Consider the following 23,650-nt stretch of genomic DNA (forward strand, 5'->3'; position numbering starts at 1 on the left):
GCGTCGGCGCGCGGTTCTTCTCCCGCGCCGTTCCTCGTTCTCCGCTCGCCATGCGCCGACTTCCGCCCCTGCACGCGCTGCAGATCTTCTCGACGGTGGCCCGCCACCGCAGCTTCACGCGCGCGGCCGAGCAGCTGTGCATCACGCAGGGCGCGGTGAGCCGGCAGATCCAGACGCTCGAGGCGCATTACGGCTTTCCGCTGTTCAAGCGACATGCGAAGGGCCTCACGCTGACGGCGGAGGGCGAGCAGTTGCTGCCGGTCGTCGACGAGAGCTTCGCGCGGATCGAGGACATCTCGATGAAGCTCACACGGCAGCGCACCGATCTCGCGCTGAAGGTGCCGACCTGCGTGATCCGCTGGATGCTGCCGCGCATCATGCGCTTCCAGGGCGAACATCCCGATCTCCACGTGCAGATCACGACCGCGTGGCAGCATGTCGTCGATTTCTCGGCCGAGCCGTTCGATGCGGCGATCGTCTACGGCACGTCGCCGGGCGCGGGGGTCGTCGCGCTGCCGCTGTTCGACGAACGGCTGACGCCCGTGTGCGCGCCCGAGTTGCGGCAGGCGTCGCCGCTCGGCGCGGTCGGCGATCTTGCGCGCCATACGCTGCTGCACCCGACCCGCGACCATCGCGACTGGCGCGCCTGGCTCGAACATGCGGGCGAGCGCGGTGTCGATCCCGCGCGCGGGCCGACGTTCGACACGCTCGATCTCGCGACGAACGCGGCGATGCAGGGCTTCGGCGTCGCGATCGGCGACGTGACGCTCGTCGACGACGACGTCAGTGCGCGCCGGCTGGAGCGGCCGTTCGACATCGTGCTCGAGACGGGCGCGCGCTACTACTTCGTGTATCCCGAGACCATCGGCAGCCAGCAGAAGATCCGCGCGTTCAGCGACTGGATCGCCCGTCACCGGGATTGACCGGCGCCGCCGCCGGCCGCGTCGGCGAACGGCTTTACTGGTAGGTCACGACCGCGATGATCGGCCCATGATTGTTGCCCGGACGGTCAGGTAAAACGATTGCGCGCGAGGCCTGAGTAAAGGTCGTGGTCTTGATTGCCTGCTGGCTCGCTGCATCGACGAACGCGATCTGGCCGGTTGCCGGGCGCGGGCAGTCGGGGCGCACGCGAGCGGAGGCGGCGTCGGTCGTGTCGAGCGCGAACGAGCAGGGCGGCTCGACGATCATGCCGGAGAAGTGGATGATGCCGGACGTGCCGGCGGCGAAGGACGAGGAAGTGGCCAGAAGCGATGCAGCCAGGATGAACGCGGCGGCGACGGGACGATGCTTCATGACAGGCTCCAGAGAGGAAGCGCGTCGCAGCGAGGCCGCTCGGGTGGCAGTCCGTCAACGCTGCGAGGCTGTATGCGTAAACGGCAAATCCATCGGGTCTCTTGAATGAAAAATCGGAAATAGCGGTAATAAGCAAATAACGCGGCGTTGCCTGTTTCAATGTAGGCCGGATTTGCGGGAGCACAAGGCGGGAGTCGCGCCGGGCTTGTAAGCTGAACGGAAGAACCGCCCGCCGGGGCGGGCCGTCGCCGGTCGTTGCGCAGTCAACGAGTTGACGGATGGACGGGCGATGCACGGATGAATTTCCCGCGCCAAGGACAAACGGCCGCTCGTGCGAGGAGCGGCCGTGTTCGCGAACGGCGTGGCGCCGTGCGGCGGCGGATCAGTTCATGCGCTTGCGCACCGCGCCGACGACCACGAGCAGCACGATCGCGCCGACGATCGACGCGAGCCAGCCCGCGCCCTGGCCCGGCGCGTACCAGCCGGCGGCGCGGCCGACATAGCCGGCGAACAGCGAGCCGACGATGCCGAGCACGGTGGTCATCAGGATGCCCATCTTGTCGTCGCCGGGCTTGAGCGCGCGGGCGAGAAGGCCGACGATGAGCCCGACGACCAGGGTTTCGATGAATTGCAGCATGAACGCCTCCCTATTGCAGTTGAGCGATGGTCGAAAGGAAGTGGACCCCCGCGGCGCGCGAGGGTTCCATGCGGCGGCGGCCGCACGCGCGGCGTGCGGCGTATCGCGCGCCGGCGCGTCGCCCCGAGCTCAGGTGGCCGGCGTATCCGCCACCGGGTCGAGACGGCGATAGCCTTCGGTCGCGTTCAGCAGCGTGCGCGTGTAGTCGCGCGCGACCCGCCCGGCCCGCACGTCCTCGATCCGCAGTTGCTCGACGATCTCGCCGTGCTGCATCACCGCGACGCGCTGGCACAGGAAGCCGATCACCGCGAGATTGTGGCTGACGAGGATCATCGTCAGGTTGCGTTCGCGATGCAGGCGGCGCAGCAAGTTCAGGATCTCGGCCTGCACCGACACGTCGAGCGCGGAGGTCGGCTCGTCGAGCAGCAGCACGCGCGGCTCGACGATCAGCGCGCGCGCGATCGCGACGCGCTGCCGCTGCCCGCCCGACAACTGGTGCGGGTAGCGGAACCGGAACGCGGGGCCGAGGCCGACCTCGGACAGCGCGCGGGCGATGCGGGCGTCGGCGTCGTCCATGCCGTGAATCGACAGCGGCTCGCGCAGCGTCTGGTCGACCGTGAAGCGCGGATGCAGCGACGCGTACGGATCCTGGAACACCATCTGCACGTGGCGGCGAGCGGCCCGGTCGGGCTTGCCGCCCACCGGCCGGCCGTCGATCGACAGGCTGCCGGACGCGAGCGGCACGAGGCCCGTCAGCGCGCGCAGCAGCGTCGACTTGCCGGAACCCGATTCGCCGACCAGCCCGAACACCTCGCCGTCGCGCACCGCGAAGCTGGCGTCGCGCACGGCGTCGACGTGACCCGTGCGGGTCGGGAAACGGATCGATGCGTGATCGACGTCGATCATCGTGCGGCCTCCTGCCGGTCGGCATGCGGTGCGGGATCGAGCCACGCCGGATCGCGCCGCAGCACGGGCAGTTCGTCCGGCGGGTTCGCGAGCGGCGGATTCGCCGCGAGCAGCCCGCGCGTATAGGGATGCGACGCGTCGCGCAGGTCGCGCGCGGCGCAGGTTTCGACCACGCGGCCCGCGTACATCACCGCGACCCGATCGCAGAACGACATCACGAGCGGCAGGTCGTGGCTGATGAACATCAGGCCCGTGCCGTGCCGCGCGATCATGGCGTCGAGCACCGCGAGCACCTGCATCGACACCGCGACGTCGAGCGCGGAGGTCGGCTCGTCGGCGATCAGCAGGCGCGGGCCGGTCGACACCATCATCGCGATCATCACGCGCTGGCCCATGCCGCCCGACAGCTCGTGCGGATACGCATCGGCGACGCGCGCCGGGTCGCGGATCTGCACGGCCGCCAGCGCATCGACGATCCGCTCGCGCAGCGCGCGGCCGCGCAAGCCCGGCTCGTGCCGCCGGAACGCCTCGCCCATCTGCCTGGCGACCGTCATCACGGGGTTCAGCGAATACTTCGGGTCCTGCAGGATCATGCCCATCTGGCTGCCGCACAGCCGCCGGCGTTCGCCGGGCGACATCGCGAGCAGGTCGCGGCCCGCGAAGCGCATCGTGCGGGAGGACCAGCGGGCGGCGTCGGGCAGCAGGCCGAGCAGCGCGCGGCCCGTCAGCGATTTGCCGGAACCCGATTCACCGACGATGCCGAGCCGTTCGCCGGGCGCGAGCGTCAGCGACAGGTCGCGCACGGCGTCGGACACGACGCCGTCGTGTCCGCGAAAGCCGATCTTCAGGCCGTCGATCTCGCAGAGCGGCGCGGGCGCGGCGGCGGTGGCGGTATGGATCGGCATGTCAGGCTCCGTGGCGGGGATCGAAGACGTCGCGCAGCCCGTCGCCGAGCAGGTTGAACGCGAGGCTCACCAGCAGGATCGCGCCGCCGGGCAGCGTCGAGACCCACCACGCGTCGAGCAGCACGTTGCGGCCCGACGCGACCATGAAGCCCCACTCGGGGCTCGGCGGTTGCGCGCCGAGGCCGAGGAAGCCGAGGCCGGCGACGGTCAGGATGATGCCGGCCATGTCGAGCGTCGCGCGCACGATCACCGACGACATGCACAGCGGCACGATGTAGCGCAGCAGGATGCGCGGGCCCGATGCGCCCTGCAGCCGTGCCGCGTGGATGTAGTCGGCCTGCGCGATGCGGATGGTCTCCGCGCGTGCGAGCCGCGCATACGCGGGCCACGCGGTGATCGAGATCGCGACCACCGCGTTGATCACGCCGGGCCCGAGCGCGGCCGCGAACGCGAGCGCCAGCACGATCTTCGGGAACGCGAGCGCGACATCGGTGACGCGCATCAGCGCGCTGTCGACGAAGCCGCCGCAATAGCCGGCCGTCGTGCCGATCAGCAGGCCGATCGGCACGACGATCACGACGACGAGCAGCGCGATGCCGAGCGTGAGGCGCGACCCGGCGATCAGCCGCGAGAGGATGTCGCGGCCAAGCTGGTCGGTGCCGAGCCAGTACGACGGCGAGCCGGGCGGCAGCAGGCGGTCGGACAGCACCTGGCGCAGCGGGTCGTGCGGCATGATCAGCGGGCTGACGATCGCGACGACGATCAGCACGACGAGGATCGCGAGCCCGAACAGGTTGAGCGGATTGGCGGCGAACCGGCGCCAGCGCCGGTACGCGAGGCCGAGCGCGGCCTGCGAGCGCGACGCGGGCGTGTCGGACAGCAGCCACGCGCGCAGCGTGAGGTGCTCGGCGTTCATGATTGGACGACCTTCGGCATGGACGATGAAAGAAGCAGGGGGGAAGCGGTCATGTCGGAGCCGCCCTCAGCGCGCCCGCGGATCGAACACGCGGTACAGCGCGTCGGTCAGCAGGTTGACGGTGATGAACATCGCGCCGATCACGAGCGTCGCGCCGAGCACGGCGTTCATGTCGGCGTTCAGCAGCGCGCCCGTCAGGTACGAGCCGAGCCCCGGCCACGCGAACACGATCTCGGTCAGCACGGAGCCTTCGAGCAGGTTGCTGTAGGTGAGCGCGATCACGGTGAGCAGCGGCACCGCGATGTTGCCGAACGCGTGACGCCAGATCACGCGGCGCTCGGACAGGCCCTTCGCGCGCGCGGTGACGATGTATTCCTGGCTCAACTGGTCGAGCATGAACGAGCGCGTCATGCGGCTGAGGTACGCGACCGAGTAGTAGCCGAGGATCGCCGCCGGCAGCACGATGTGCGACAGCGCGTTGCGAAAGACGTCCCACTCGCCCGCGAGCGCCGCGTCGATCAGCAGGCTGCCCGTGTGCGGCTCGACCATGCCGTCGTAGACGGGATCGAGCCGGCCCGGCCCGCCGACCCAGCGCAGCCGCGCATAGAACAGCAGCAGCCCCATCAGCCCGAGCCAGAACAGCGGTACGGAATTGCCGATCAGCCCGACGAAGCGCGCGATGTGGTCGATCGGCCGGTTGTGCTTCACGGCGGCCGCGACGCCGAGCGGCACGCCGATCGCGATGCCGATCAGCGTCGCGATCGTCGCCAGCTCGAGCGTGGCCGGGAATACGCGCTTGATGTCGTCGAGCACCGGGTTCGCGGTCAGCAGCGAGACGCCGAGATTGCCGTGCAGCACGTCGCGTGCATAGATCAGGAATTGCGTGACGAGCGGCTTGTCGAGCCCGAGCGCGATGCGTTCGGCCGCATAGGCTTCGGCCGACGCGCGATCGCCGAGGATCGCGAGCACGGGATCGATCGGCACCTTGCGGCCGATCACGAACGTCAGCGCGAGCAGCCCCGCGAACGTGACGGCGAGCGTGAGCGCCCAGCGCAGCCCGCGCAGTGCCCAGCGTACGGCCGGGCGCCGCGCGGGCAGCGTGCGCAGCGCTTCGAGGGAGGAGACGGGAGTCGACATGCGGCGAATCTTATTGCTTTTTCAGGTTACGGTACGACACGAGATCGTTGATCGGCCCGATTTCGAGCCCGCTCACGCCGGGCCGCGTCGCGACCTGCGCGACTTTCTCGAACATGATCACGAACGGCGAGCGCGCGAGCATTTCCTTCTGCATCGCCTGATACTGTTGCGCGCGTTTCGCGGCGGTGGGTTCGGCGAGCGCGGCGTCGGTCTCCTTCGTCAGTTGCGGGATGTCCCAGCTGTTGCGCCAGGCCAGCATTTTATAGCTCGACTTGTCGGAATTGTCGGGATTCCACGCAAAACCCTGCGCGTTGCTGTGCGGGTCGATGTAGTCGGCCGACCAGTCGCCGATGTAGATGTCGTGCTGGCGCGCGCGGTATTTCGCGAGCGTCTGCTTGTTGTCGCCGGGGATCAGCTGCACCTTGATGCCGGCCTGCGCGAAGTTCGCCTGCACGGCCTGCGCGATCTCGGTGTACGGGTAATCGTTGCGCACGTCCATCGTCACCTGGAAGCCGTTGGGCACGCCGGCCTTCGCGAGCAGCGCCTTCGCCTTCGCGACGTCGAGCCGGTACGGGTTCGCGTTCAGCGTGCCGAGGAAGCCTTCGGGCAGGAAGGTCTGGTGCACCTTGTAGGTCGTCTTCACCACGTTGCCCTGGATGCCGGCATAGTCGACCAGCCACTTCAGCGCTTCCTGCACGTCGGGTTTCGCGAGCGTCGGGTTCTTCGTGTTCAGGCCGAGATACAGCAGCGTCGCCTGCGGCGAGGCCGACACCTTCGCCTTGCCGGATTTCGCGATCGACGCCAGATCGTCGGGGCTCAGGTCGCGCGCCGCGTCGACGTCGCCGCTTTCCAGCAGCAGGCGCTGGCTCGCCGCCTCGGGCACGTGGCGCAGCACGATCCGCTTCATCGCGAGCGGCAGCCGATAGCCGTCGAAGCGCTGCAGCACGAGGCTGTCGCCGGCCGTCCACTTGACGAGCCGGTACGCGCCGGAGCCGGCCTCGTTGGTCTTCAGCCATGCGTTGCCGAAATCGTTGCCCTGCTGGTGCGACAGCAGCAGCTTCTTGTCGAGCACCGACGCGGGCCACGAGCCGAGCACGTTCAGCACGAAGGTCGGCGCGTACTTGCGGTCGGTCGTGACCGCCACCGTCAGGTCGTCGAGCTTCTTCACGTTCGCAGCGACGTTCGCCTTCGTGAGCCCGATGCCGGTCAGTACGGCGGCGGGGCCCTTGTCGAGCAGCACCGCGCGCTGGATCGACCATGCGACGTCGTCGGCCGTCAGCGGGTTGCCCGAGTGGAACCTGAGGCCGGGGCGCAGCCTGAACGTGTAGGTCAGCCCGTCGGCGCTCACCGTCCACGACAGCGCGACGTCGCCGTTGAATTTCGCCGGATCGCGCAGGTCGACCCGCACGAGCCGGTCGTAAGTATTCGCGACGTATTCCTCCGGCACCAGCTCGTAGATCTCGCCCGGGTCGAGCGTCGTGAATTCGTCGAGCAGCGTGGCCATCACGAACATGTCCTTCGGCGTTTCCGCGCGCGCGGCGGCCAGCGGAACGGCGGTGAGTACGGACGCGGCGGCCAGCGCGGCGACGAGCCGGGATGTCAGGGGTTTCATGTGCGCTCCATCTGTCGTTGAAGTCTTTCGAGTCGTTGAACCTGCGCGCCGCGGGGCATGCGCGTGGCGGTCACATCAGGCGCCACGGGCCGCTCGCCGCGTTGTCGATCTGCGGCAGCGCGCGCGAGCCGGGCAGCTCGTAGTGCCACCACTCGCTGTCGATGTGGGCGAAGCCGGCCGCCTGCATCACGCCGAGCAGCAGCAGGCGGTTGCGTTGCACGGCTTCGGGCAGCCCCGCGTGAAAGTGGCCCGACGCGGCGACCATCTCGTCGAAGCCCGTGCCCATGTCGAGCGGCTCGCCGCTTGCCGCGACGAGCGTCAGGTCGAGCGCGGTGCCGCGGCTATGATTCGAGCCGCGGCCGGGATCGGCGATGAAGTTCGGATCGGGCAGGAAATCCCACAGCACCTGTTGCGCCTGGGGCGGCCGGTACGCGTCGTAGATGCGCAGCGTGAGGCCGGCCGGCGCCGCGATCGCCACGGCGCGCCGCAACGCGGCCTCGGCCGGCTCCAGCAGCAGGCAGTGCGCGTGGCGGTAGATCGGCTTGCCGGTCAGGTTGCGCCCGGTCGCGTAGACGAGATCGATCTCGACGCGATGCGTGGCGGGCGTGATTTCGACGAGGCGGGAAGGAGTCATCGGCGGTTCGGAGGTTACTTGCCTTCAGGATTCGAACTGGTCGAACGTGTGCTGCAGCTCGCGATTGCGCGCGACGCGCCGGTCGATCGCGGAGCCGAGGCGGTCGACCACGGCCGTGATCAGCAGGTTGAACAGGCAGGTGAGCGGCGCGAGCGAATCCCAGAACTGGCCGACGTCGGTCTTCACCTGCAGCAGGTCGGCCGGCCATTCGCGGGCCCACGGGCACGAGAGATCGGTGACGAGCGCGAACGGCTGCCCGCGTTCGACGGCCGCCTGGCAATAGCGGCGCGCGCCGCGCGAATACGCGCGGGTGTCGGTGACGATGGAGTACGGCCGCTCGAATTCGGAGTTCAGCGAATCGACGTACGAGCCCGACTGGCCATCGGAATAGAACACGCGCGGCCGCAGGTATTCGAGGTAGCTGCTGAACGCGTTGCTGATCCCGCGCGTCGACTGGATGCCGAGGATGAATACCGCGTCCGCATGCGCGATCCGGTCGGCGACCTGCGCGAACGCCGGGCCTTCTGCGAGCCGGTACACGTGGCGGATCGCGTCGAGTTCGCGTTCGAGCGACGACGCGAGCGCGCCGTCGCTGCCGTTGCCGCTGCCGTGCGCCGGTTGCGTGCCGGTGATGCGGCGGTATTCGTCGAGCCGGTCGGTGATCATCCACGGACGATCGCCGCCGCCGCGCAACTCGCGCTTCAGGTCGTCGAGATTGCGATAGCCGACGCTGCGCAGGAAGCGGCCGACCGAGATGCCGCTCGTGCCGGCCTGCCGCGCGATCTGGTCGGCCGTTTCGAGCCCGAGCCGGTCGAGGTTCGCGAGCATGTAGCTCGCGATGCGCTTCGCGGTCGGCGTAAGCTCGGCATAGCGGGATTCGACGGTACGGGCGAATGCGCAGGTCATCGGCTGTTAGATCGTTGTCGTCTGATGCTCGAATGTCATGCATCTAACGAAGCCAAAATCATTCGCGCCAGCGGATAAAAACTATGGTGTGACGATAGACGATAGGGTCGGATGCGCGTTCGTCGGTGAGGGCGGACGGATGCGAAGGAGGTGTGTTTATTCCTGTCGGGCATATATTGCGTTTATGTCTGACAGGAATAATATGCATATATGCCTGTCAGGCATATACTGCATCGATCGTCTTCCGGGAGACATGCCGTGAACTTCATCGTCAATACGCCCGCGCAATTGGGCGAAATCCTGTCTTCCGCGCGTCAGGCAAAGGGCCTGACGCAAGCGGAAGCGGCCGGGCGAATCGGCGTGGGCCAGCCGCGCCTGTCGTCGCTCGAAACCACGCGTACCGAAAGTCTGTCGCTCAGCCAGTTGCTCGAGCTGACCGCGCTGTACGGCCTCGAAATCAGCATCCGCACGAAGGACGGGCGCGACGCAGCCGACGTCGAGTGGTAAGCGATGGGGCGCAAATCGCACACGCGCGCGTTGTCGATCTGGACGAACGGCCAGCGGGTCGGTACATGGCGGATTCCCGCGCGCGGCGACACTGAGCTGCTGTACGACGCCGGCTGGAAACAGTCGGCCGCTGGCCGCCCGTTGTCGCTGTCGCTGCCGTTCGGTGTCGGCGAGGCGCCGTTGCGCGGCGAACGCGTGACGCACTTCTTCGACAACCTGCTGCCGGACAGCGATGCCATTCGGCGCCGCCTGGCGGCCCGGTTCGGCACGGCGACGACCGAGCCGTTCGATCTGCTTGCCGCGCTCGGCCGCGACTGCGTCGGGGCCGTGCAGTTGCTCGACGAGGATGATGCGCCCGCCGGCCTGGATCGTATCGACGGTACGCCGCTGTCCGACGACGACGTCGCACGCGTGCTGGATCAGGCGAGCGGGGTGGCGACGGCAGCCGGCGACGACGACGATTTCCGGCTGTCGCTGGCCGGCGCGCAGGAAAAGACCGCATTGCTGTTTCATCGCGGGCGGTGGATGCGCCCGCACGGCGCCACGCCGACGACGCATATCCTGAAATTGCCGCTCGGGCTGGTCGGCAACAAGCGGGCCGACCTGACGGCCTCGGTCGAGAACGAGTGGCTGTGTCTCGCCATCCTGCGGGCGTTCGGCCTGCCGGCCGCGCAGGCGGAAATCGTGCGTTTCGGCGCGCATCAGGTTCTGTCCGTCGAGCGCTTCGATCGCGTGCTGCATCGCGACGGCCGGTGGCTGTTGCGCTTGCCGCAGGAGGATTTCTGCCAGGCGCTCGGCGTGCCGCCTCATCTGAAGTACGAGTCGCAGGGCGGCCCCGGCGTGCCCGATCTGGCCGGCCTCTTGCGCCGCTCCGAAACGGCGCGCGAGGATCTCGACACGCTGTTCGCAGCCCTGATCGTGTTCTGGATGCTCGCCGCACCGGACGGGCATGCGAAGAACTTCAGCCTGCGCTTGCTGCCGGGCGGCCGCTTCCGGCTGACGCCGCTCTACGACGTGATGTCGATCTGGCCGGTCGAGGGCGACGGCGCGAACCAGTGGTCGTGGCACAAGGCGAAGCTCGCAATGGCCGTGCACGGCAAGCGCAAGCACTATGCGATGCGCGACATCACGCGGCGCCACTTCAGCGCGATGGCCGAGCATTGCCTGCTCGGCGATATCGCGACGCCGATCGTGGAACGGCTCGTCGCGATGACGCCGCAGGTGATCGAGTCGGTCGGCGCGGCGTTGCCGCCGGGTTTTTCGGCGCGGGTCGCGGAGCGGATTCTGGGCGGCTTGCGCCTCGCCGCGCAACGGCTCGACGCGATGCCGCGAGGCTGAACCGCTTCAGGTTGCGGCACCGGTAGCCGGTAGCCGGCGTTCCGGTTTCGGCCATATCGAATCGAAACGATCAGCAATCCGAATCGTATCGCATGTCATGCATGCCCTCATGGCCGGGCGCATCGCATTTCCGCATCCATCGAACGCCTTCCGCATTCGCCATCCCGCTGCACCGCAATAATTACAAAAATAAAGAAGATCAGCTTAAATCATTAATTCATATTAATAATTCATTTAAGTTTTTCGGCGAACTGTATTTAACTTGCGTGACGGGATGTTCGATTTTCGATAATTCGAAAACGGCATTTTTCCCGTAATGGGAATTCACTCGATTGAAAGAATGAAGGAGAAACCATGACGAATCTTTCTCGACGCAAAATGCTGGCCGGGACGGCCGGCGCCATTGCCGCCGCGGGTCTCGCGGCATCGGCGAAGGCCGCTTCGTTCGGTAATCCGGACCGTCCGCCGGAAGGCGCGGTCAATGCGCGCAATCGCCAGAGCCTGACCGATCCGGGGCCGAAGAACCCGGCGATCGCCAGTCAGTTTCCGTCTTTTCAGGATCCGCCCGCCACCGATATCAACGGCATGCCGTTATTCTGGGCGTCGTTCAATAATGCCCATAAAAGAATTCAGGATGGCGGCTGGGCGCGTGAAGTCACGCAGGACGATTTTGCGATTTCCGAAACCATCTCGGGCGTGAACATGCGCCTGACGCGCGGCGGCATTCGCGAGATGCACTGGCACCAGCAGGCCGAGTGGGCGATCATGCTCGACGGCCGCTGCCGGATCACGGTGCTCGACGAACTCGGGCGGCCCTCGGTGCAGGACGTGAAGACCGGCGATCTCTGGTATTTCCCGCCCGGCCTGCCGCATTCGCTGCAGGGGCTCGGCGCCGACGGCGCCGAATTCCTGCTCGCGTTCGACAATGGCCGCGCGTCGGAATTCAACACGTTGCTGCTGACCGACTGGGTCGCGCATACGCCACCCGAGGTGCTCGCGCTCAACTTCGGCGTGCCGGCCGATGCGTTCGGCAACATTCCGCTCGACAACCTGTGGATCTTCCAGGGCGACGAACCGGGCCCGCTCGAGCAAGCGCAGCGCGCGGCGGCATCGTCGGCCGGGGCGCCGCCGCATCCGTTCGTGTTCGCGCTCGGCGACATGAAGCCGGTCAGGAAGACGCGCGGCGGCGAAGTGCGGATCGCGGACAGCACCAACTTCAACGTGTCGACGACCGTCGCGGCGGCGCTGGTCACCGTGCATCCGGGCGGCATGCGCGAACTGCACTGGCACCCGAACGCGGACGAATGGCAGTACTACCTGCAGGGCAGCGCGCGGATGACCGTGTTCGATACCGGGCCGAAGGCGCAAACGGCCGATTTCCGCGCGGGCGACGTCGGCTACGTGAAGAAAAGCCTCGGGCACTACGTGCAGAACACCGGCGCCACCGATCTGGTGTTCCTCGAGATCTTCAGGACCGACCGTTACGCGGAAGTGTCGCTGTCCGACTGGCTCGCGCATACGCCGCCGAAGCTCGTCGAGGCGCATCTGAACGTCGCGCCGGAGGTGCTCGCGCAATTCCCGCGCACCCGTCCCGACGTCGTGCCGCTGTAACGTCGCCGCCGCCGCGGCCGGCCGGCTGCGGCGCCCGAATGTCAGGAACACTCCCTCATCCGAACGGAACGTCACCATGATTCCCGTCACGAGCAAACCCGCCGGCGGCTTCGCGCTGCCCGGCCTGTCCACCGCGCGTACCGACAGCACGGCATGCGCGGCGCTGGAAGGGCGCCGCACCGGCGTCGCCGCGCTGCTGCCGTTCGTCGGCCCGGCGGTGATCGCGTCGATCGGCTATATGGATCCCGGCAACTTCGCGACCAACATCCAGGCCGGCGCCGCGTACGGCTACCGGCTGCTGTGGGTCGTACTGGCCGCGAACGCGATCGCGATGCTGTTCCAGGCGATGTCGGCGAAGCTCGGCATCGTGACCGGCCGCAATCTCGCGGAGCTGTGCCGCGACCGGTTTCCCGCGCCGGTCGTGTGGGGCATGTGGATCGCGTCCGAGATCGCCGCGATGGCGACCGACCTCGCCGAATTCCTCGGCGGCGCGCTGGCATTCGGGCTGCTGTGCCATTTGTCGCTGTTCGCCGGGATGATCGCGACGGCGTTCGCGACCTGCGCGATCCTCGCGCTCGAACGGCGCGGCTTCCGGCCGCTGGAGGCCGCGATCGGGGCGCTGGTCGGCGTGATCGGCGCGTGCTATCTCGGCGAACTGCTGATCGCGCCGCAGGACTGGCGCGCGGCCGCGTTCCACCTGGTCGTGCCGCAGATTCCCGATCACGCGGCGCTGACGATCGCGGTCGGGATCGTCGGCGCGACGATCATGCCGCACACGCTGTATCTGCATTCCGGCCTGACGCAGGATCGCACCCCGCCGCGCGACGACGCGCAGCGGCGGCGCCTCGTGCGCTTCTCGAACCGCGAGGTCGTCGTCGCGCTGGGGCTGGCGGGGTTCGTGAATCTCGCGATGGTGATGATGGCGTCGTCGGCGTTCCACCTGGGTGCGCCCGGCATGACCGACATCGGCGACGCGTATCGCACGCTGGTGCCGGTGCTCGGGCCGGCTGCCGGCGCGCTGTTTCTCGTCGCGCTGCTGACGTCGGGCGTGTCGAGTTCGGTGGTCGGCACGATGGCCGGGCAGGTCGTGATGCAGGGCTTCATCCACCGCCGCCTGCCGGTGTGGGTGCGGCGCGCGGTGACGGTCGTGCCGGCGTTCGCGGTGGTGGCGCTCGGCTGCGATGTCACGCGTGCGATGGTCGCAAGCCAGGTGGTGCTGAGCTTCGTGCTGCCGATGCCGATGATCGCGCTGCTGATGCTGTCGGCGCGCGAGGACGTGATGGGCGCCTACGCGATGCGGATGCCGCTGCGGATCGTCGCCGGTGCGGCGACGGTCGCGATCGTCGGGCTCAATGCGTACCTGGTGTGGGCGGCATTCGCCTGAACGGGGCGGCGGGCGGGCGCCTACTGCTGCATGTCCGGCGCCTCGCGCAGCCGCCAGATCGCGTTGCACTGCTGGCCGCCGAGGCTCGTCGAGCGCAGCGTGACGACGGTGCCGGCCACCACCTGGTACGCGAAATGCGCGGTCAGTTCGGTGCCCTTGCGCTGCGCCTGCCCGTCGACCAGCACTTCGCTCAGCAGCGGCGACGGCGAGCCGGACGGGTGCGTGACATAGACATTCAGCTTGGCGATGTCGCGTGTCGCGGTGAACACGACTTCATGATTTCCGCTGCCGACGAGCATCGTGCCGCCCGGCTCGTCGAGCGCCTGCAGGTAGGCGCCGGCGCTCCCCTCGAGCGACGCGGACGACACGGACAGCCCGGCCGATCGCACGTAGTCCGTTGCCGCGATCCGGGCGGCGATCGCGTCCGCCGGGGCCCGCGTGCCGTCGGACAGCGCGAACGGCGCGCCGTCGCGCAGCGCGGCGTCGATGTGGTTGGCGTAGTAGCGCCACCGGTCGAGGAAGCGGATGTCGCCGGTCATGTGCAACGCGCGGATCGGCTCGCCGTGGTACCGCAGCGTCGTGCGGCCGTCGTGTTCGTCGAACGACTCGTGGATGCCGTACTTGCTGACGAAGTTCTGGACCGGGTCGAGCAGCGCCGTTTCGCCTTGCGCGCTCCACAGGTGCAGGAACGTCGTGTCGAGCCCGAAGCACTCCTGGAAATCGGTGCCGACGCGGGCGATGCAGTCGCGCAGGTGATTCGCGTAACGCGCCCAGGCGTCGGCGGTCCCGGCAACGAGCCCGGCCTGCAGCGCGCCGCCGTGGCGCGCCCTGACTTCGTCGACGACGAGGCGCCAGTGATGGTCGCGTCGCTCGCCGATCAGCGGCGTGACGACGAACGTGCAGAACAGCGGGTCGGGGCACGCGTGGATCCGGTCGTCGCCGATGTGCGAGAACAGGTCGAACGTCGGCGCGCAGAACCAGATGTCGGCGTCGTACAGCGCGAGCTTGCGGATCTGCGGGTGGCGCGCGCAATATTCGGCGGCCTCGATGAAGCGGCCGACCGGCAGCGCGTACTCGGCCGACGCTTCGATCACGTCGACCGACTGGCTGGCGAGGATCTGCCGCTTGCGTTCGGACAGCCCGTAGCCGATCACCGCGATCCGCCCGTCGTAGCCGGTCTGCCGCAGCGACAGCAGGAAGGGCACGAGCATTTCGTACCACGCGCGGTTGTTGTCGTTGATCGCCACGCAGACCGCGTGCTCGCTCGAATGCATGTTCTCCCCCTGTTGCGCGCGCCCGGCTCAGTAGCCGACGTGGCGCTCGCAGACCACCGCGCCGCAGCCGCGGCTGTCGTGATACGTAATATGAAATTGCCGGTTTTCCCACAGCCACTGGAACACGGCCTGGTACACGCCGGACTCGCTCATGTCGTGCAGCACGATCTTCTTGCGAGCCAGCGGGCCGAACCGGTTCAGTTCGGCGAGCGTCTGCTCGTAGGTGTGGGTGGTGTCGATGAACAGCAGGTCGGATGCCAGCGGCTCCATCGCCAGATCGTCGGCAACCCTGAATTCGAAGTCGACCGACAGATCCTTCGCCGCCTGTTCCAGTTCGTGCCGGATGTGGAAATACTCGTCGGAGATGTCGACCGACACGAGGCGCCTGGGCTGCGCGAGCAGGAAGGCCGTCGTGGTCAGCCCGGTGAATACGCCGAGCTCGAGGATGCTGTCGCACCCGAGCGCCGTTTCCGTATAGAAGTCGAAGCGTGAAGGGCTGTCGCCGAGCCAGCCGGTCGGTTCGATCTTGTACTGCAGGAATTCCATCCGCAGTTGCTGTAGCGTGCGCATCCTGGTGTCCTGGGCGAAGTGGATTCGATGGCGAGGGCGCCGCCGGGCGGGCGCTCCCGCCCCGGCGGTGCCGGCCATTGTAAATCGCCGTCGCCGCAGGGCATAGCGCCGGCGCGGCGGGCCGCGGCGATTGCCCGCGAGCCGGCAGGGCTGGCCGCGCGGGCCGGCCCGATTACTTCGCGAGCGTGCGGTATGACACCAGGTCGTTGATCGGCCCGATTTCCGGCCCGGTCACGCCCGGGCGGGTCGCGACCTGCACGACCTTCTCGAACATGATGATGAACGGCGAGTTCGCGAGCACGGCCTTCTGCAGCGCTTCGTAACGCTGCGCGCGCTTCGCGGGCGACGGCTCGACGAGCGCGTCCTCGGTGTCCTTCGTCAGTTGCGGAATGTTCCAGCTGTTGCGCCACGCGAGCATCTTCGTGGGGGACTGGTCGGAGTTGTCCGGATTCCACGCGAAGCCGCGCGCATTGCTGTTCGGGTCCATGTAGTCGGGCGACCATTCGCCGACGAAGATGTCGTGCTGGCGCGCGCGATACTTGCCGATCGCCTGCTTCGCATCGCCGGGGATCAGCTTCACGCGGATGCCGCCGAGCGCGAAGTTCGCCTGCAGCGCCTGCGCGATCTCGAGGTACGGATAGTCGTTCGGCATGTCCATCGTCACGTCGAAGCCGTTCGGCAAGCCGGCCTTGGCGAGCAGCGCCTTCGCCCTGGCGACGTCCTGCCGGTACGGCCGCGCGTTCGACGCGCCGAGAAAGCCTTCCGGCAGGAAGGTTTCATGCACCTTGTAGGTCGTGCTGACGATGTTGCGCTGGATGCCGTCGTAGTCGACGAGCCACTTCATCGCCTGCTGCACCTCGGGTTTCGCGAGGTTCGGGTTCTTCGTGTTCAGGCTCAGGTACAGCAGCGCGGACACCGGCCACGACGCGACCTTGATCTTGCCGGCCTTCGACAGCGCGGCGAGGCTGTCGGGGCTCAGGTTGCGCGCGGCGTCGGCGTCGCCGTTCTCCAGCAGCAGCCGTTGCGCGGACGCTTCGGGCACGTGGCGCAGCACGACGCGCTTCATCGGGTACGGCGTGCGGTATTTGTCGAAACGCTGCAGCACGATGGTCTCGTTGGGCGTCCACTTGACGAGCTGGTACGGGCCCGAGCCCGCGTCGTTGGTCCGCAGCCAGCCGCTGCCGAGATCGTTGCCCTGCTGGTGCGACAGCAGCAGCTTCCGGTCGAAGACCGACGCCGGGCAGGCGCTCAGCACGTTGAGCACGAAGCTCGGCGCGTATTTGCGGTCGGTTTCGAGCACGACGGTTTGCGGGTCGGGCGCGCGCACCTTCTGCGCCACGTTCGCCTTCGTGAGGCCGAGGTCGGCAAGCACGCCGGCCGGCCCCTTGTCGAGCAGGATGGTGCGCTGCAGCGACCACGCGACGTCGTCGGCCGTGACCGGGTTGCCGGAATGGAACGTGAGGCCGGGGCGCAGCCTGAACGTGTAGGTCACGCCGTCGGCGCCGACCGTCCACGATTGCGCGATCTGCCCGTCGAAGCGCGTCGGGTCCTTCAGGTCGACGCGCACGAGCCGTTCGTAGGTGTTCGCGACGTACTCGGACGGCACCAGCTCGTAGATCCCGCTTGGGTCGAGGGTCGTGAATTCGCCGAGTTGCGTGGCGACCACGAAAATGCCGGGCGGCGTCGCGGCGTGCGCCGGCAGCGCCGGAACCAGCGCGACGAGCGCGGCGCTGACGAACAGTCGGGACAGCAGGTGCTTCATGCAGGCTCCATCGGAAAGGAATCGTGGTGCGATTCTCTCATCGACGGGGGCCGGATGAAAATATCCGGCGTGCGCGCGGCGGTGCGCGGGAAGGCCGGGCGGGCGCCCGGCATCGGCGGGTTGCGGAGCGGATCAGATCGCGCAGCGCGCGATTGCGAAGCGCATCGCTTCCTCGGCCGGCTCGTTGCCCGAGCCGCGCACGACCTTGATGACCGAACCGTTGCCCGACGGCGTCAGCGTGACGAAGTACGAGTTCGAGCCGACGGCGATGTCGGTCACGCCGTTGTGCTGCGATTGCTCGGTGCCCGACAGGCGGCCGTCGAGGCACTCGGCGATCGCGTAGGCCGGACGTTGCGACGATACGAAGATCATCGGCGCGTCGCCGGTGGAGGCGGAGGACGGATCGGACGAGGGCGCGGAACCGCAGGCGGCGAGCAGGGCGGCGGGAAGGAGCAGCAGGAATCGTTTCATGGTCGGTCGTCGGGTGTCCCGTATCGAGGCCGGGGCGCGGGGGAGGCGAAGCGCGAGGCTTCGCGACGAAACCGCCGGGTATCGGGCCGTTTTTGACGGTCGATACGCCGGGCGGCTGACGTCGGAGTATACCCGCAGCGTTTGACGCAGTCGGGGCGTTGAAACGATTCGATACAACAGGCACCCGCCGCCGCGCGGCGGCAGCGGGCGTTCAGGGCAATGGCGACTGGGCGCGGGCCGGCGTTACTGGCCGATCTTGTTGCTGACCGCGTTTTCCTGCTGGTTCAGCACGTGCTGTTCGCTCTTGGTGATGTGGCCGTGATCCTGCGCGGCCATGTCCCGCTCTTCCTGGCGGATCTTGCGGTCGTCGCGATGCAGGCGCGCGGCCTGGGCGTGCGACATCTCGCCGTCCTTCACGTCCTGGTGGATGCGGCGATTCTGGTTGGCGAGACGCTGGTTGACCTCTTCGCGGCGCGGGTGCGCCTGTTGCCACGGCGTCTCGGCGAACGCGGTGCCGGTCAGCACCGACATCAGGGTGGCGGCAATCGCGAAGTGGCGGGTAAGGGCTCGCATGGTGTGTTCTCCTGTCGTTGCGCGCCGCGGATCGTGGGCGCTTGACCAAAAAACGCGGAGCGGACACCGGCTGTTGACGTTTCTGCCCGTATCGATTGCAAGTCTTTGTTACGTCTGCGGATTGCGGCGCGGGCCCGGCGCGCGCGGCGCGGGGCCCGGCCGCCGCGGATCAGTGCGCGCCGGCCGCCGCCGCGTCGGCATCGCCGCCGCCCGAGCGCTTCGGCTTCGTGATCCAGATGAGCGGAATGATCGCGATGAAGATCAGCGCCGACACGTAGAAGATGTCGTTCAGCCCCATGACGGCCGCCTGCGAATCGACCGACGAGTTGAACAGCGCGAGTGCCGAATCGGGGCTGAGGTGCAGCAGCGACCGCGTCGTGTCGACCTGCTGCGTGAAGACCGGGTTGGTGACGCTCGCCTGCTCGGTGAGCCGCACGTGATGCAGGATCGTGCGGTCGTTCCATGCGTTGCTGATCAGCGAGGTGCCCACCGCGCCGCAGAACGTCCGGCCGAAATTCGACAGGCCGGCGGCGGCCGGGATCTTTTCCGGCGGCAGCCCGGACAGGATGATCGACGTCAGCGGCACGAAGAACATCGCCATCGGAATGCCCTGCAGCAGCGTCGGCAGTATGAGGTCCCAGCGCGACACGTCGGTGTAGAAGGTCGTGCGCATCATGAACACGACCGCGAAGCCGACGAACGCGAGCGTCGCGATATAGCGCGGGTCGGTGCGCGGCAGCAGGCGCCCCATGACCGGCGTGAGCAGGACCGCGAACAGCCCGAGCGGCGCGGTGGCGAGCCCCGAATCGACCGCGCGGTAGCCGAGATAGCCCTGCATCCACTGGGGCAGCAGCACGAGCGTGCCGAAGAACATCCCGTATGCGACCGAGATCGCGATCGTGCCGCCCGCGAAATTGCGCTGCGTGAAGAGTCGCAGGTCGACGATCGGGTTGGCCTCGTGAAGCTCCCACACGAGGAAGAACGCGAAGCCGATCAGCGCGACGATGCCCAGCGCGATCACGACGGGCGAATTGAACCAGTCGAGATCCTTGCCCTTGTCGAGCATGATCTGCAGCGACGCGACCCACAGCACGAGCAGCAGCAGGCCGACCTTGTCGATCGGCAGGCGGCGCGTGGCCGATTCGCGGTCGCGGAACACGATCCAGGTGACGGCGGCCGCGAAGAAGCCGACCGGGATGTTGATGTAGAAGATCCACGACCAGTTGTAGTCGTAGGTGATCCAGCCGCCGAGCGACGGCCCCGCGATCGGGCCGACCAGCGCCGTCATCGACCATAGCGCCAGCGCGCTCGACGATTTCTGTCGCGGCCATGCGCCGAGCAGCAGCGCCTGCGACAGCGGCGCGAGCGGCCCGGCGACCGCGCCCTGCAGGATCCGCGCGGCGAGCAGCGTCGGCAGGTTCGGCGCGATCCCGCACAGCCACGACGCGATCACGAACAGCAGGATCGACGTGACGAACAGGCGCACCTGGCCGAAGCGCTGCGTGAGCCAGCCCGTCAACGGAATCGACACCGCGTTCGCGGCCGCGAAGATCGTGATGACCCACGTGCCTTCGTCGACCGACACGCCGAGGTCGCCCGAGATCGTCGGGATCGCGACGTTCGCGATCGACGAGTCGAGCACGTTCATGAACATCGCGAGCGACACGGCGATCGTGCCGATCGCCAGGCGGCCGCCCGACAGCGGGGCGGGAGATGACGGAGAGGACATGGGTTTCCTGCTTGACGGATGGGGCCCGCGGCGGCTGGCGCGGGGTACCGGTCCGCGCGCGCGAAAGCGGCGCACGCACGGACCGGCGTGCTGGACGGATGCACGCCGCGCACGGTGCGGCCCCGCATGCTGGGCCGACGCGCGCGACGTGCTGCTCGATCGGATGTGCAAAGCCCATCGCGGGCTTCGCGGGACGGCGTGCTGCCGGTCAGGAGGGCGGGACGCGCGTGACGCGCCTGCGGGCAGCGGTCAGGCGGCTGCCGTCGGGAGTGGAGTCGTTTGGCATCGCGACAGCCTAATGGCGCGGCGAGCCGCCATCAACACGGGCGCGCTCATTAATCGATTTCGCCGTTCGCAATAATCGACGGGGTCATGCCGGTCACGGCGCGGTGCGCCAGGTGGTGAACACTTCCGCGAGGAAGTCGACGAACGCGCGCACCTTGCTGTCGAGCGTCGCGCGCCGCGGGTACAGCGCGTGCAGCTCGACGTCGTCGGACCGGTGCCAGTCGGGCAGCACGATTTCGAGCTCGTTCCGTTCGAGGCGGCGGGCCGTGTAGTGCGTCGAGATCAGCGCGATGCCGCCGCCGCCGGCGGCCTGGCGCAGCACCGTCACCGATTCGTTGGTGATCAGCACGGGCCGCACCGGCACGTCGGCCACCTCGCCGGCCGTGTTGGTGAGCCGCAGCGTCTGGCTGGGCGCGTCGCGGCCGACGAGCAGCAGGTCGTGTCGCGCGAGATCCTGCGGCGTGGCGGGCCGGCCGGCGCGGTCGAGATAGGCGGGGCTCGCGGCGAGCTTCGCCTGCGACCAGCCGAGCGAGCGCGCGATGTAGCTGGAGTCGGTCAGCACGCCCGCGCGCAGCGCCACGTCGAAGCCGTGCTCGACGAGATCGAGCGGGCTGTTGTCGTAGATCAGCACGAGCAGGACCAGCGGGTAGCGCCGGCGAAACTCGGCGAGCGCCGGCTCCAGCTCGAACAGGCCGATCGAGTAGGGCACCAGCACGCGCAGCGTTCCCTCGGGCGCGACGCGCAGCGCGCGGGCCTGACGGTCCGCGTCGAGCAGGATCTCCTCGGCGCGCAGGCAGCGCTCGTAGTAGTCGCGCCCGGCCTCGGTGACGGACACGCGGCGCGTGGTGCGGTACAGCAGCTGGACGCCGAGATCGTCCTCGATCTGCCTGACCTTGCGGCTCACACGGCTGAGCGGCATGTCGAGTTGCGTGGCGGCGGCGGTGAAGCTGCCGCGTTCCACCACGCGCAGGAATATCCGGATGCTTTCGAAGTCCATACAGGTCGCTTCAGGGTTCGGTCTGCGCGCATCTTACCGTCGCTGCGCGGATCGCCGCGCGCGGCGGCGATTATCCCGCCCGGTGCAATAACGCATCCTGCCCGCGCACCTTAGCGGTGGCGGCGCGCGCCCGTATCCTCGCCGGATGAAATTCGCCTTTCCCCCTTTGCCGCCGCTCGCGGCCGTGCGCACCGCGCTGCGCGACGCGCGGCCCGCGCTGCCGCCCGGCGCCGTCGGCTTCGCGTTGCGCAATACGGCCGCCTCGCTGCTCGCGCTCTACATCGCCTTCCGGATGAACCTCGACGACCCGGTATGGGCCGCCTCGACCGTATGGATCGTCGCGCAGGGCAGCCGCGGGATGGGCCTGTCGAAAAGCCAGTACCGGATCCTCGGCACGGTGATCGGCGCGGCCGTCGCGCTCGTGCTGACCGGCCTGTTCGCGCAGACGCCCGAGCTGTTCCTGCTCGCGCTCGCGGCGTGGATCGGCCTGTGCGCGGGCGTCGCGACCTTCCTGCGGAATTTCCGCGCGTATGCGGCGGTGCTGTCCGGCTACACGGCGGCGATCGTCGCGATGGACGCCGTGTCCGCGCCGCTGCACGCGTTCGACATCGCGACCGCGCGGTGCCTGTACGTGGTGGTGGGCATCCTGTGCGGCGCGACGTTCGAGACGGTGTTCGCGCCGGGCTCGCCGGTGGCGGACATGCGCACGCGGCTCGCGCGCTATGTCGATCGCGCGGTTGCCGTCACGGCGGGCGCGCTGCGGCGCGAGCCGAACGGCGGGGCCGTGCACCGGCTGTTCGCGGATGCGCTCGAACTCGACACGGCGGCCGAATATGCGGCCGCCGGCGCGCCGCCGGTGCGCAACGCGATCGGCCACCTGCGTGCGGCGGCGCTGGGCGTGCTGACCGCGCAGGCCGCGGGGCAGGCGATTCGCGAACACGCCGCGCGCGGCGGCGACGCTCCGGATCCGCTGGTGGACGAGGTGGCGCGCGCGCTCGACCGCGTCGCCGGGTTGCCCGACTCGGGTGACGCGGACGATGCGGACGACCGGGCGCGCGAGATGGCCGCGTTGCGCGCGCGGGTGGACGACGCGTTGCGCGCGACTTCCGCGGATCCGGCCGGCTCCGCTCCGTCGCGCCTGCTGACGCTCGACGCGCTGGCGGCGCTGCTCGCGGGCTTCGAGCGCGCGTTCGCGAGCCGGGCGCGGCTCGACCGGCCGGAGCCGCCGCCGTTGCGCGTGCGCTATGCGTTTCACCGCGATCCGGTGCTCGCGTGGCACAACGGCCTCCGCGCGTTCCTCGCGGTGCTGGCCGCGTCGGCGATCTGGATCGTCACCGCGTGGCCGTCGGGCGGCGGCTTCGTTGCGATCGTGGCCGTGGTCTGCGCGCTGTTCTCGACCCGGCCGAACTCGGTGCGCGCCGCCGTCGGCTTCCTGAAAGGCACGGCATGCGCGGCCGCCGCGGGCGTGATCTGCAATTTCGCGCTGCTGCCCGCCGTGTCGGGGTTCGAGATGCTGGCCTATATCCTCGGCGTGTTCCTGATCGGCGCGGGCATCGCGATCCGCCATCCGCGCACGGCGGCGATGGGCAGCGCGTTTTCGATCTTCTTCTGGAATTTCACGTCGCCGAACAATGTGGCGCGCATCGGCGATGCCGCGTTTCTCAACTCGGCGCTCGCCACGCTGCTCGGCATCGCCTTCGGCGCGCTTGTGTACGCGCTCGTGTTCCCCGGCGATCCCGGCACGAGCCGGCGGCGCCTGCATCGCGCGGTGCGGCGCGATCTGGCCGGCATGGCGCGCGACCCGGGCGCGTGGTCCGCGAGCACGTGGCTGAGCTGCACGGCGGATCGCCTCGCGCGCGCGCTCGGCTTCGCGGGCAGCCTGCCGCAGACGCTGATCGAGCACGACCTGCGCGACCTGCTGGCGATCTGGGGGCTCGGCGACAGCCTGCTGTCGCTCGCCGGCCTGGCGACGCGCGAGCCGGCGGTGCGCCGGGCCGCCGCCGTGGTGCGCGGGCGGATCGCGCGGGCGGAATTCGCGCGGCTCGACCGGACCTGCGACGCGGCGGCCCGCGTGCTGCGGCGGCGCGCCGCCGCGCGCGACGGCGGCGACGCGCACGCGTTGTGGCGCGGCGCCATGCTGCTGCAGCGGATCGCGGATGCGGCCGCCGCGCATGGCGGCTTCCTGCGCGGGCACGGCGACTGA

Annotated in this window: 22 protein-coding genes; 6 read left to right on the forward strand and 16 right to left on the reverse strand. The window is 68.7% G+C overall.

Annotated features, from left to right (window positions below):
* Positions 1-50 precede the first annotated feature (50 nt).
* Complete coding sequence (locus tag GQ56_RS0120895) at positions 51-923, forward strand: LysR substrate-binding domain-containing protein (RefSeq protein WP_031400475.1); 873 nt, start codon at positions 51-53, stop codon at positions 921-923.
* Positions 924-957: 34 nt separating this feature from the next.
* Here GQ56_RS0120895 and GQ56_RS0120900 read toward each other — a convergent pair whose 3' ends face one another.
* From GQ56_RS0120900 to sapR, 9 genes are all read right to left on the reverse strand, one after another.
* Entirely contained in the window at positions 958-1,293 is a 336-nt protein-coding gene (locus GQ56_RS0120900) for a type 1 fimbrial protein (RefSeq protein ID WP_031400476.1), read from the reverse strand.
* 382 nt (positions 1,294-1,675) lie between these two features.
* Positions 1,676-1,930, reverse strand: a complete 255-nt coding sequence (locus tag GQ56_RS0120905; RefSeq protein ID WP_031400477.1) for a GlsB/YeaQ/YmgE family stress response membrane protein — start codon at positions 1,928-1,930, stop codon at positions 1,676-1,678.
* A 129-nt stretch (positions 1,931-2,059) separates the two neighbouring features.
* The gene (locus GQ56_RS0120910; protein WP_031400478.1) at positions 2,060-2,836 is read right to left on the reverse strand and encodes an ABC transporter ATP-binding protein; all 777 of its coding nucleotides are present in this window, start codon (positions 2,834-2,836) and stop codon (positions 2,060-2,062) included.
* Positions 2,833-3,741 carry an ABC transporter ATP-binding protein gene (locus tag GQ56_RS0120915; protein WP_031400479.1) on the reverse strand — a complete coding sequence of 303 codons (909 nt, stop codon included), beginning with the start codon at positions 3,739-3,741 and terminating at the stop codon, positions 2,833-2,835. Before GQ56_RS0120915 ends, GQ56_RS0120910 begins: the two co-directional genes overlap by 4 nt.
* A 1-nt stretch (position 3,742) precedes the next feature.
* Positions 3,743-4,657, reverse strand: a complete 915-nt coding sequence (gene nikC / locus GQ56_RS0120920; RefSeq protein ID WP_031400480.1) for a nickel transporter permease — start codon at positions 4,655-4,657, stop codon at positions 3,743-3,745.
* A gap of 66 nt (positions 4,658-4,723) precedes the next feature.
* On the reverse strand, positions 4,724-5,794 hold the full coding sequence (locus GQ56_RS0120925) for an ABC transporter permease (protein ID WP_031400481.1): 1,071 nt from the start codon (positions 5,792-5,794) through the stop codon (positions 4,724-4,726).
* Positions 5,795-5,804: 10 nt separating this feature from the next.
* On the reverse strand, positions 5,805-7,406 hold the full coding sequence (locus GQ56_RS0120930; protein ID WP_031400482.1) for an ABC transporter substrate-binding protein: 1,602 nt from the start codon (positions 7,404-7,406) through the stop codon (positions 5,805-5,807).
* 70 nt (positions 7,407-7,476) lie between these two features.
* Positions 7,477-8,040, reverse strand: coding sequence for a D-alanyl-D-alanine dipeptidase (gene ddpX, locus GQ56_RS0120935; protein ID WP_031400483.1), 564 nt, complete (start codon positions 8,038-8,040; stop codon positions 7,477-7,479).
* Positions 8,041-8,064: 24 nt separating this feature from the next.
* Entirely contained in the window at positions 8,065-8,946 is an 882-nt protein-coding gene (gene sapR / locus GQ56_RS0120940) for a sap1 transcriptional regulator SapR (protein ID WP_031400484.1), read from the reverse strand.
* Between the two features lie 258 nt (positions 8,947-9,204).
* On the opposite strand from sapR, the gene GQ56_RS0120945 reads away from it, so the two are divergent.
* From GQ56_RS0120945 to GQ56_RS0120960, 4 genes are all read left to right on the forward strand, one after another.
* Positions 9,205-9,453, forward strand: coding sequence for a helix-turn-helix domain-containing protein (locus GQ56_RS0120945; protein ID WP_031400485.1), 249 nt, complete (start codon positions 9,205-9,207; stop codon positions 9,451-9,453).
* Positions 9,454-9,456: 3 nt separating this feature from the next.
* Positions 9,457-10,791 carry a type II toxin-antitoxin system HipA family toxin gene (locus GQ56_RS0120950; protein ID WP_031400486.1) on the forward strand — a complete coding sequence of 445 codons (1,335 nt, stop codon included), beginning with the start codon at positions 9,457-9,459 and terminating at the stop codon, positions 10,789-10,791.
* Positions 10,792-11,145: 354 nt separating this feature from the next.
* Complete coding sequence (locus tag GQ56_RS0120955) at positions 11,146-12,402, forward strand: oxalate decarboxylase family bicupin (RefSeq protein ID WP_031400487.1); 1,257 nt, start codon at positions 11,146-11,148, stop codon at positions 12,400-12,402.
* Positions 12,403-12,478: 76 nt separating this feature from the next.
* A complete protein-coding gene (locus GQ56_RS0120960) occupies positions 12,479-13,786 on the forward strand; it encodes an Nramp family divalent metal transporter (RefSeq protein WP_031400488.1) in 1,308 nt (435 codons plus the stop codon).
* 20 nt (positions 13,787-13,806) lie between these two features.
* Here the strand turns inward: GQ56_RS0120960 and GQ56_RS0120965 are convergent, their stop codons facing one another.
* From GQ56_RS0120965 to GQ56_RS0120995, 7 genes are all read right to left on the reverse strand, one after another.
* Positions 13,807-15,060: a hypothetical protein gene (locus GQ56_RS0120965; RefSeq protein WP_031400489.1), complete on the reverse strand. Its 1,254-nt coding sequence runs from the start codon at positions 15,058-15,060 to the stop codon at positions 13,807-13,809.
* Between the two features lie 27 nt (positions 15,061-15,087).
* Positions 15,088-15,630: a class I SAM-dependent methyltransferase gene (locus GQ56_RS0120970; protein ID WP_031400490.1), complete on the reverse strand. Its 543-nt coding sequence runs from the start codon at positions 15,628-15,630 to the stop codon at positions 15,088-15,090.
* Between the two features lie 172 nt (positions 15,631-15,802).
* A complete protein-coding gene (locus tag GQ56_RS0120975; protein ID WP_031400491.1) occupies positions 15,803-17,392 on the reverse strand; it encodes an ABC transporter substrate-binding protein in 1,590 nt (529 codons plus the stop codon).
* Positions 17,393-17,524: 132 nt separating this feature from the next.
* Complete coding sequence (locus GQ56_RS0120980) at positions 17,525-17,863, reverse strand: sugar ABC transporter ATPase (protein WP_031400492.1); 339 nt, start codon at positions 17,861-17,863, stop codon at positions 17,525-17,527.
* Between the two features lie 243 nt (positions 17,864-18,106).
* Entirely contained in the window at positions 18,107-18,436 is a 330-nt protein-coding gene (locus GQ56_RS0120985; protein WP_031400493.1) for a hypothetical protein, read from the reverse strand.
* A 169-nt stretch (positions 18,437-18,605) separates the two neighbouring features.
* Complete coding sequence (locus tag GQ56_RS0120990; RefSeq protein ID WP_031400494.1) at positions 18,606-20,165, reverse strand: DHA2 family efflux MFS transporter permease subunit; 1,560 nt, start codon at positions 20,163-20,165, stop codon at positions 18,606-18,608.
* Positions 20,166-20,544: 379 nt separating this feature from the next.
* The gene (locus GQ56_RS0120995) at positions 20,545-21,447 is read right to left on the reverse strand and encodes a LysR family transcriptional regulator (protein ID WP_031400495.1); all 903 of its coding nucleotides are present in this window, start codon (positions 21,445-21,447) and stop codon (positions 20,545-20,547) included.
* A 145-nt stretch (positions 21,448-21,592) separates the two neighbouring features.
* On the opposite strand from GQ56_RS0120995, the gene GQ56_RS0121000 reads away from it, so the two are divergent.
* Positions 21,593-23,650 (forward strand): FUSC family protein, encoded by a 2,058-nt coding sequence (locus GQ56_RS0121000; protein ID WP_031400496.1) that lies wholly within the window; start codon positions 21,593-21,595, stop codon positions 23,648-23,650.

The sequence above is a fragment of the Burkholderia paludis genome (genome assembly GCF_000732615.1).
GTDB lineage: Bacteria > Pseudomonadota > Gammaproteobacteria > Burkholderiales > Burkholderiaceae > Burkholderia > Burkholderia paludis.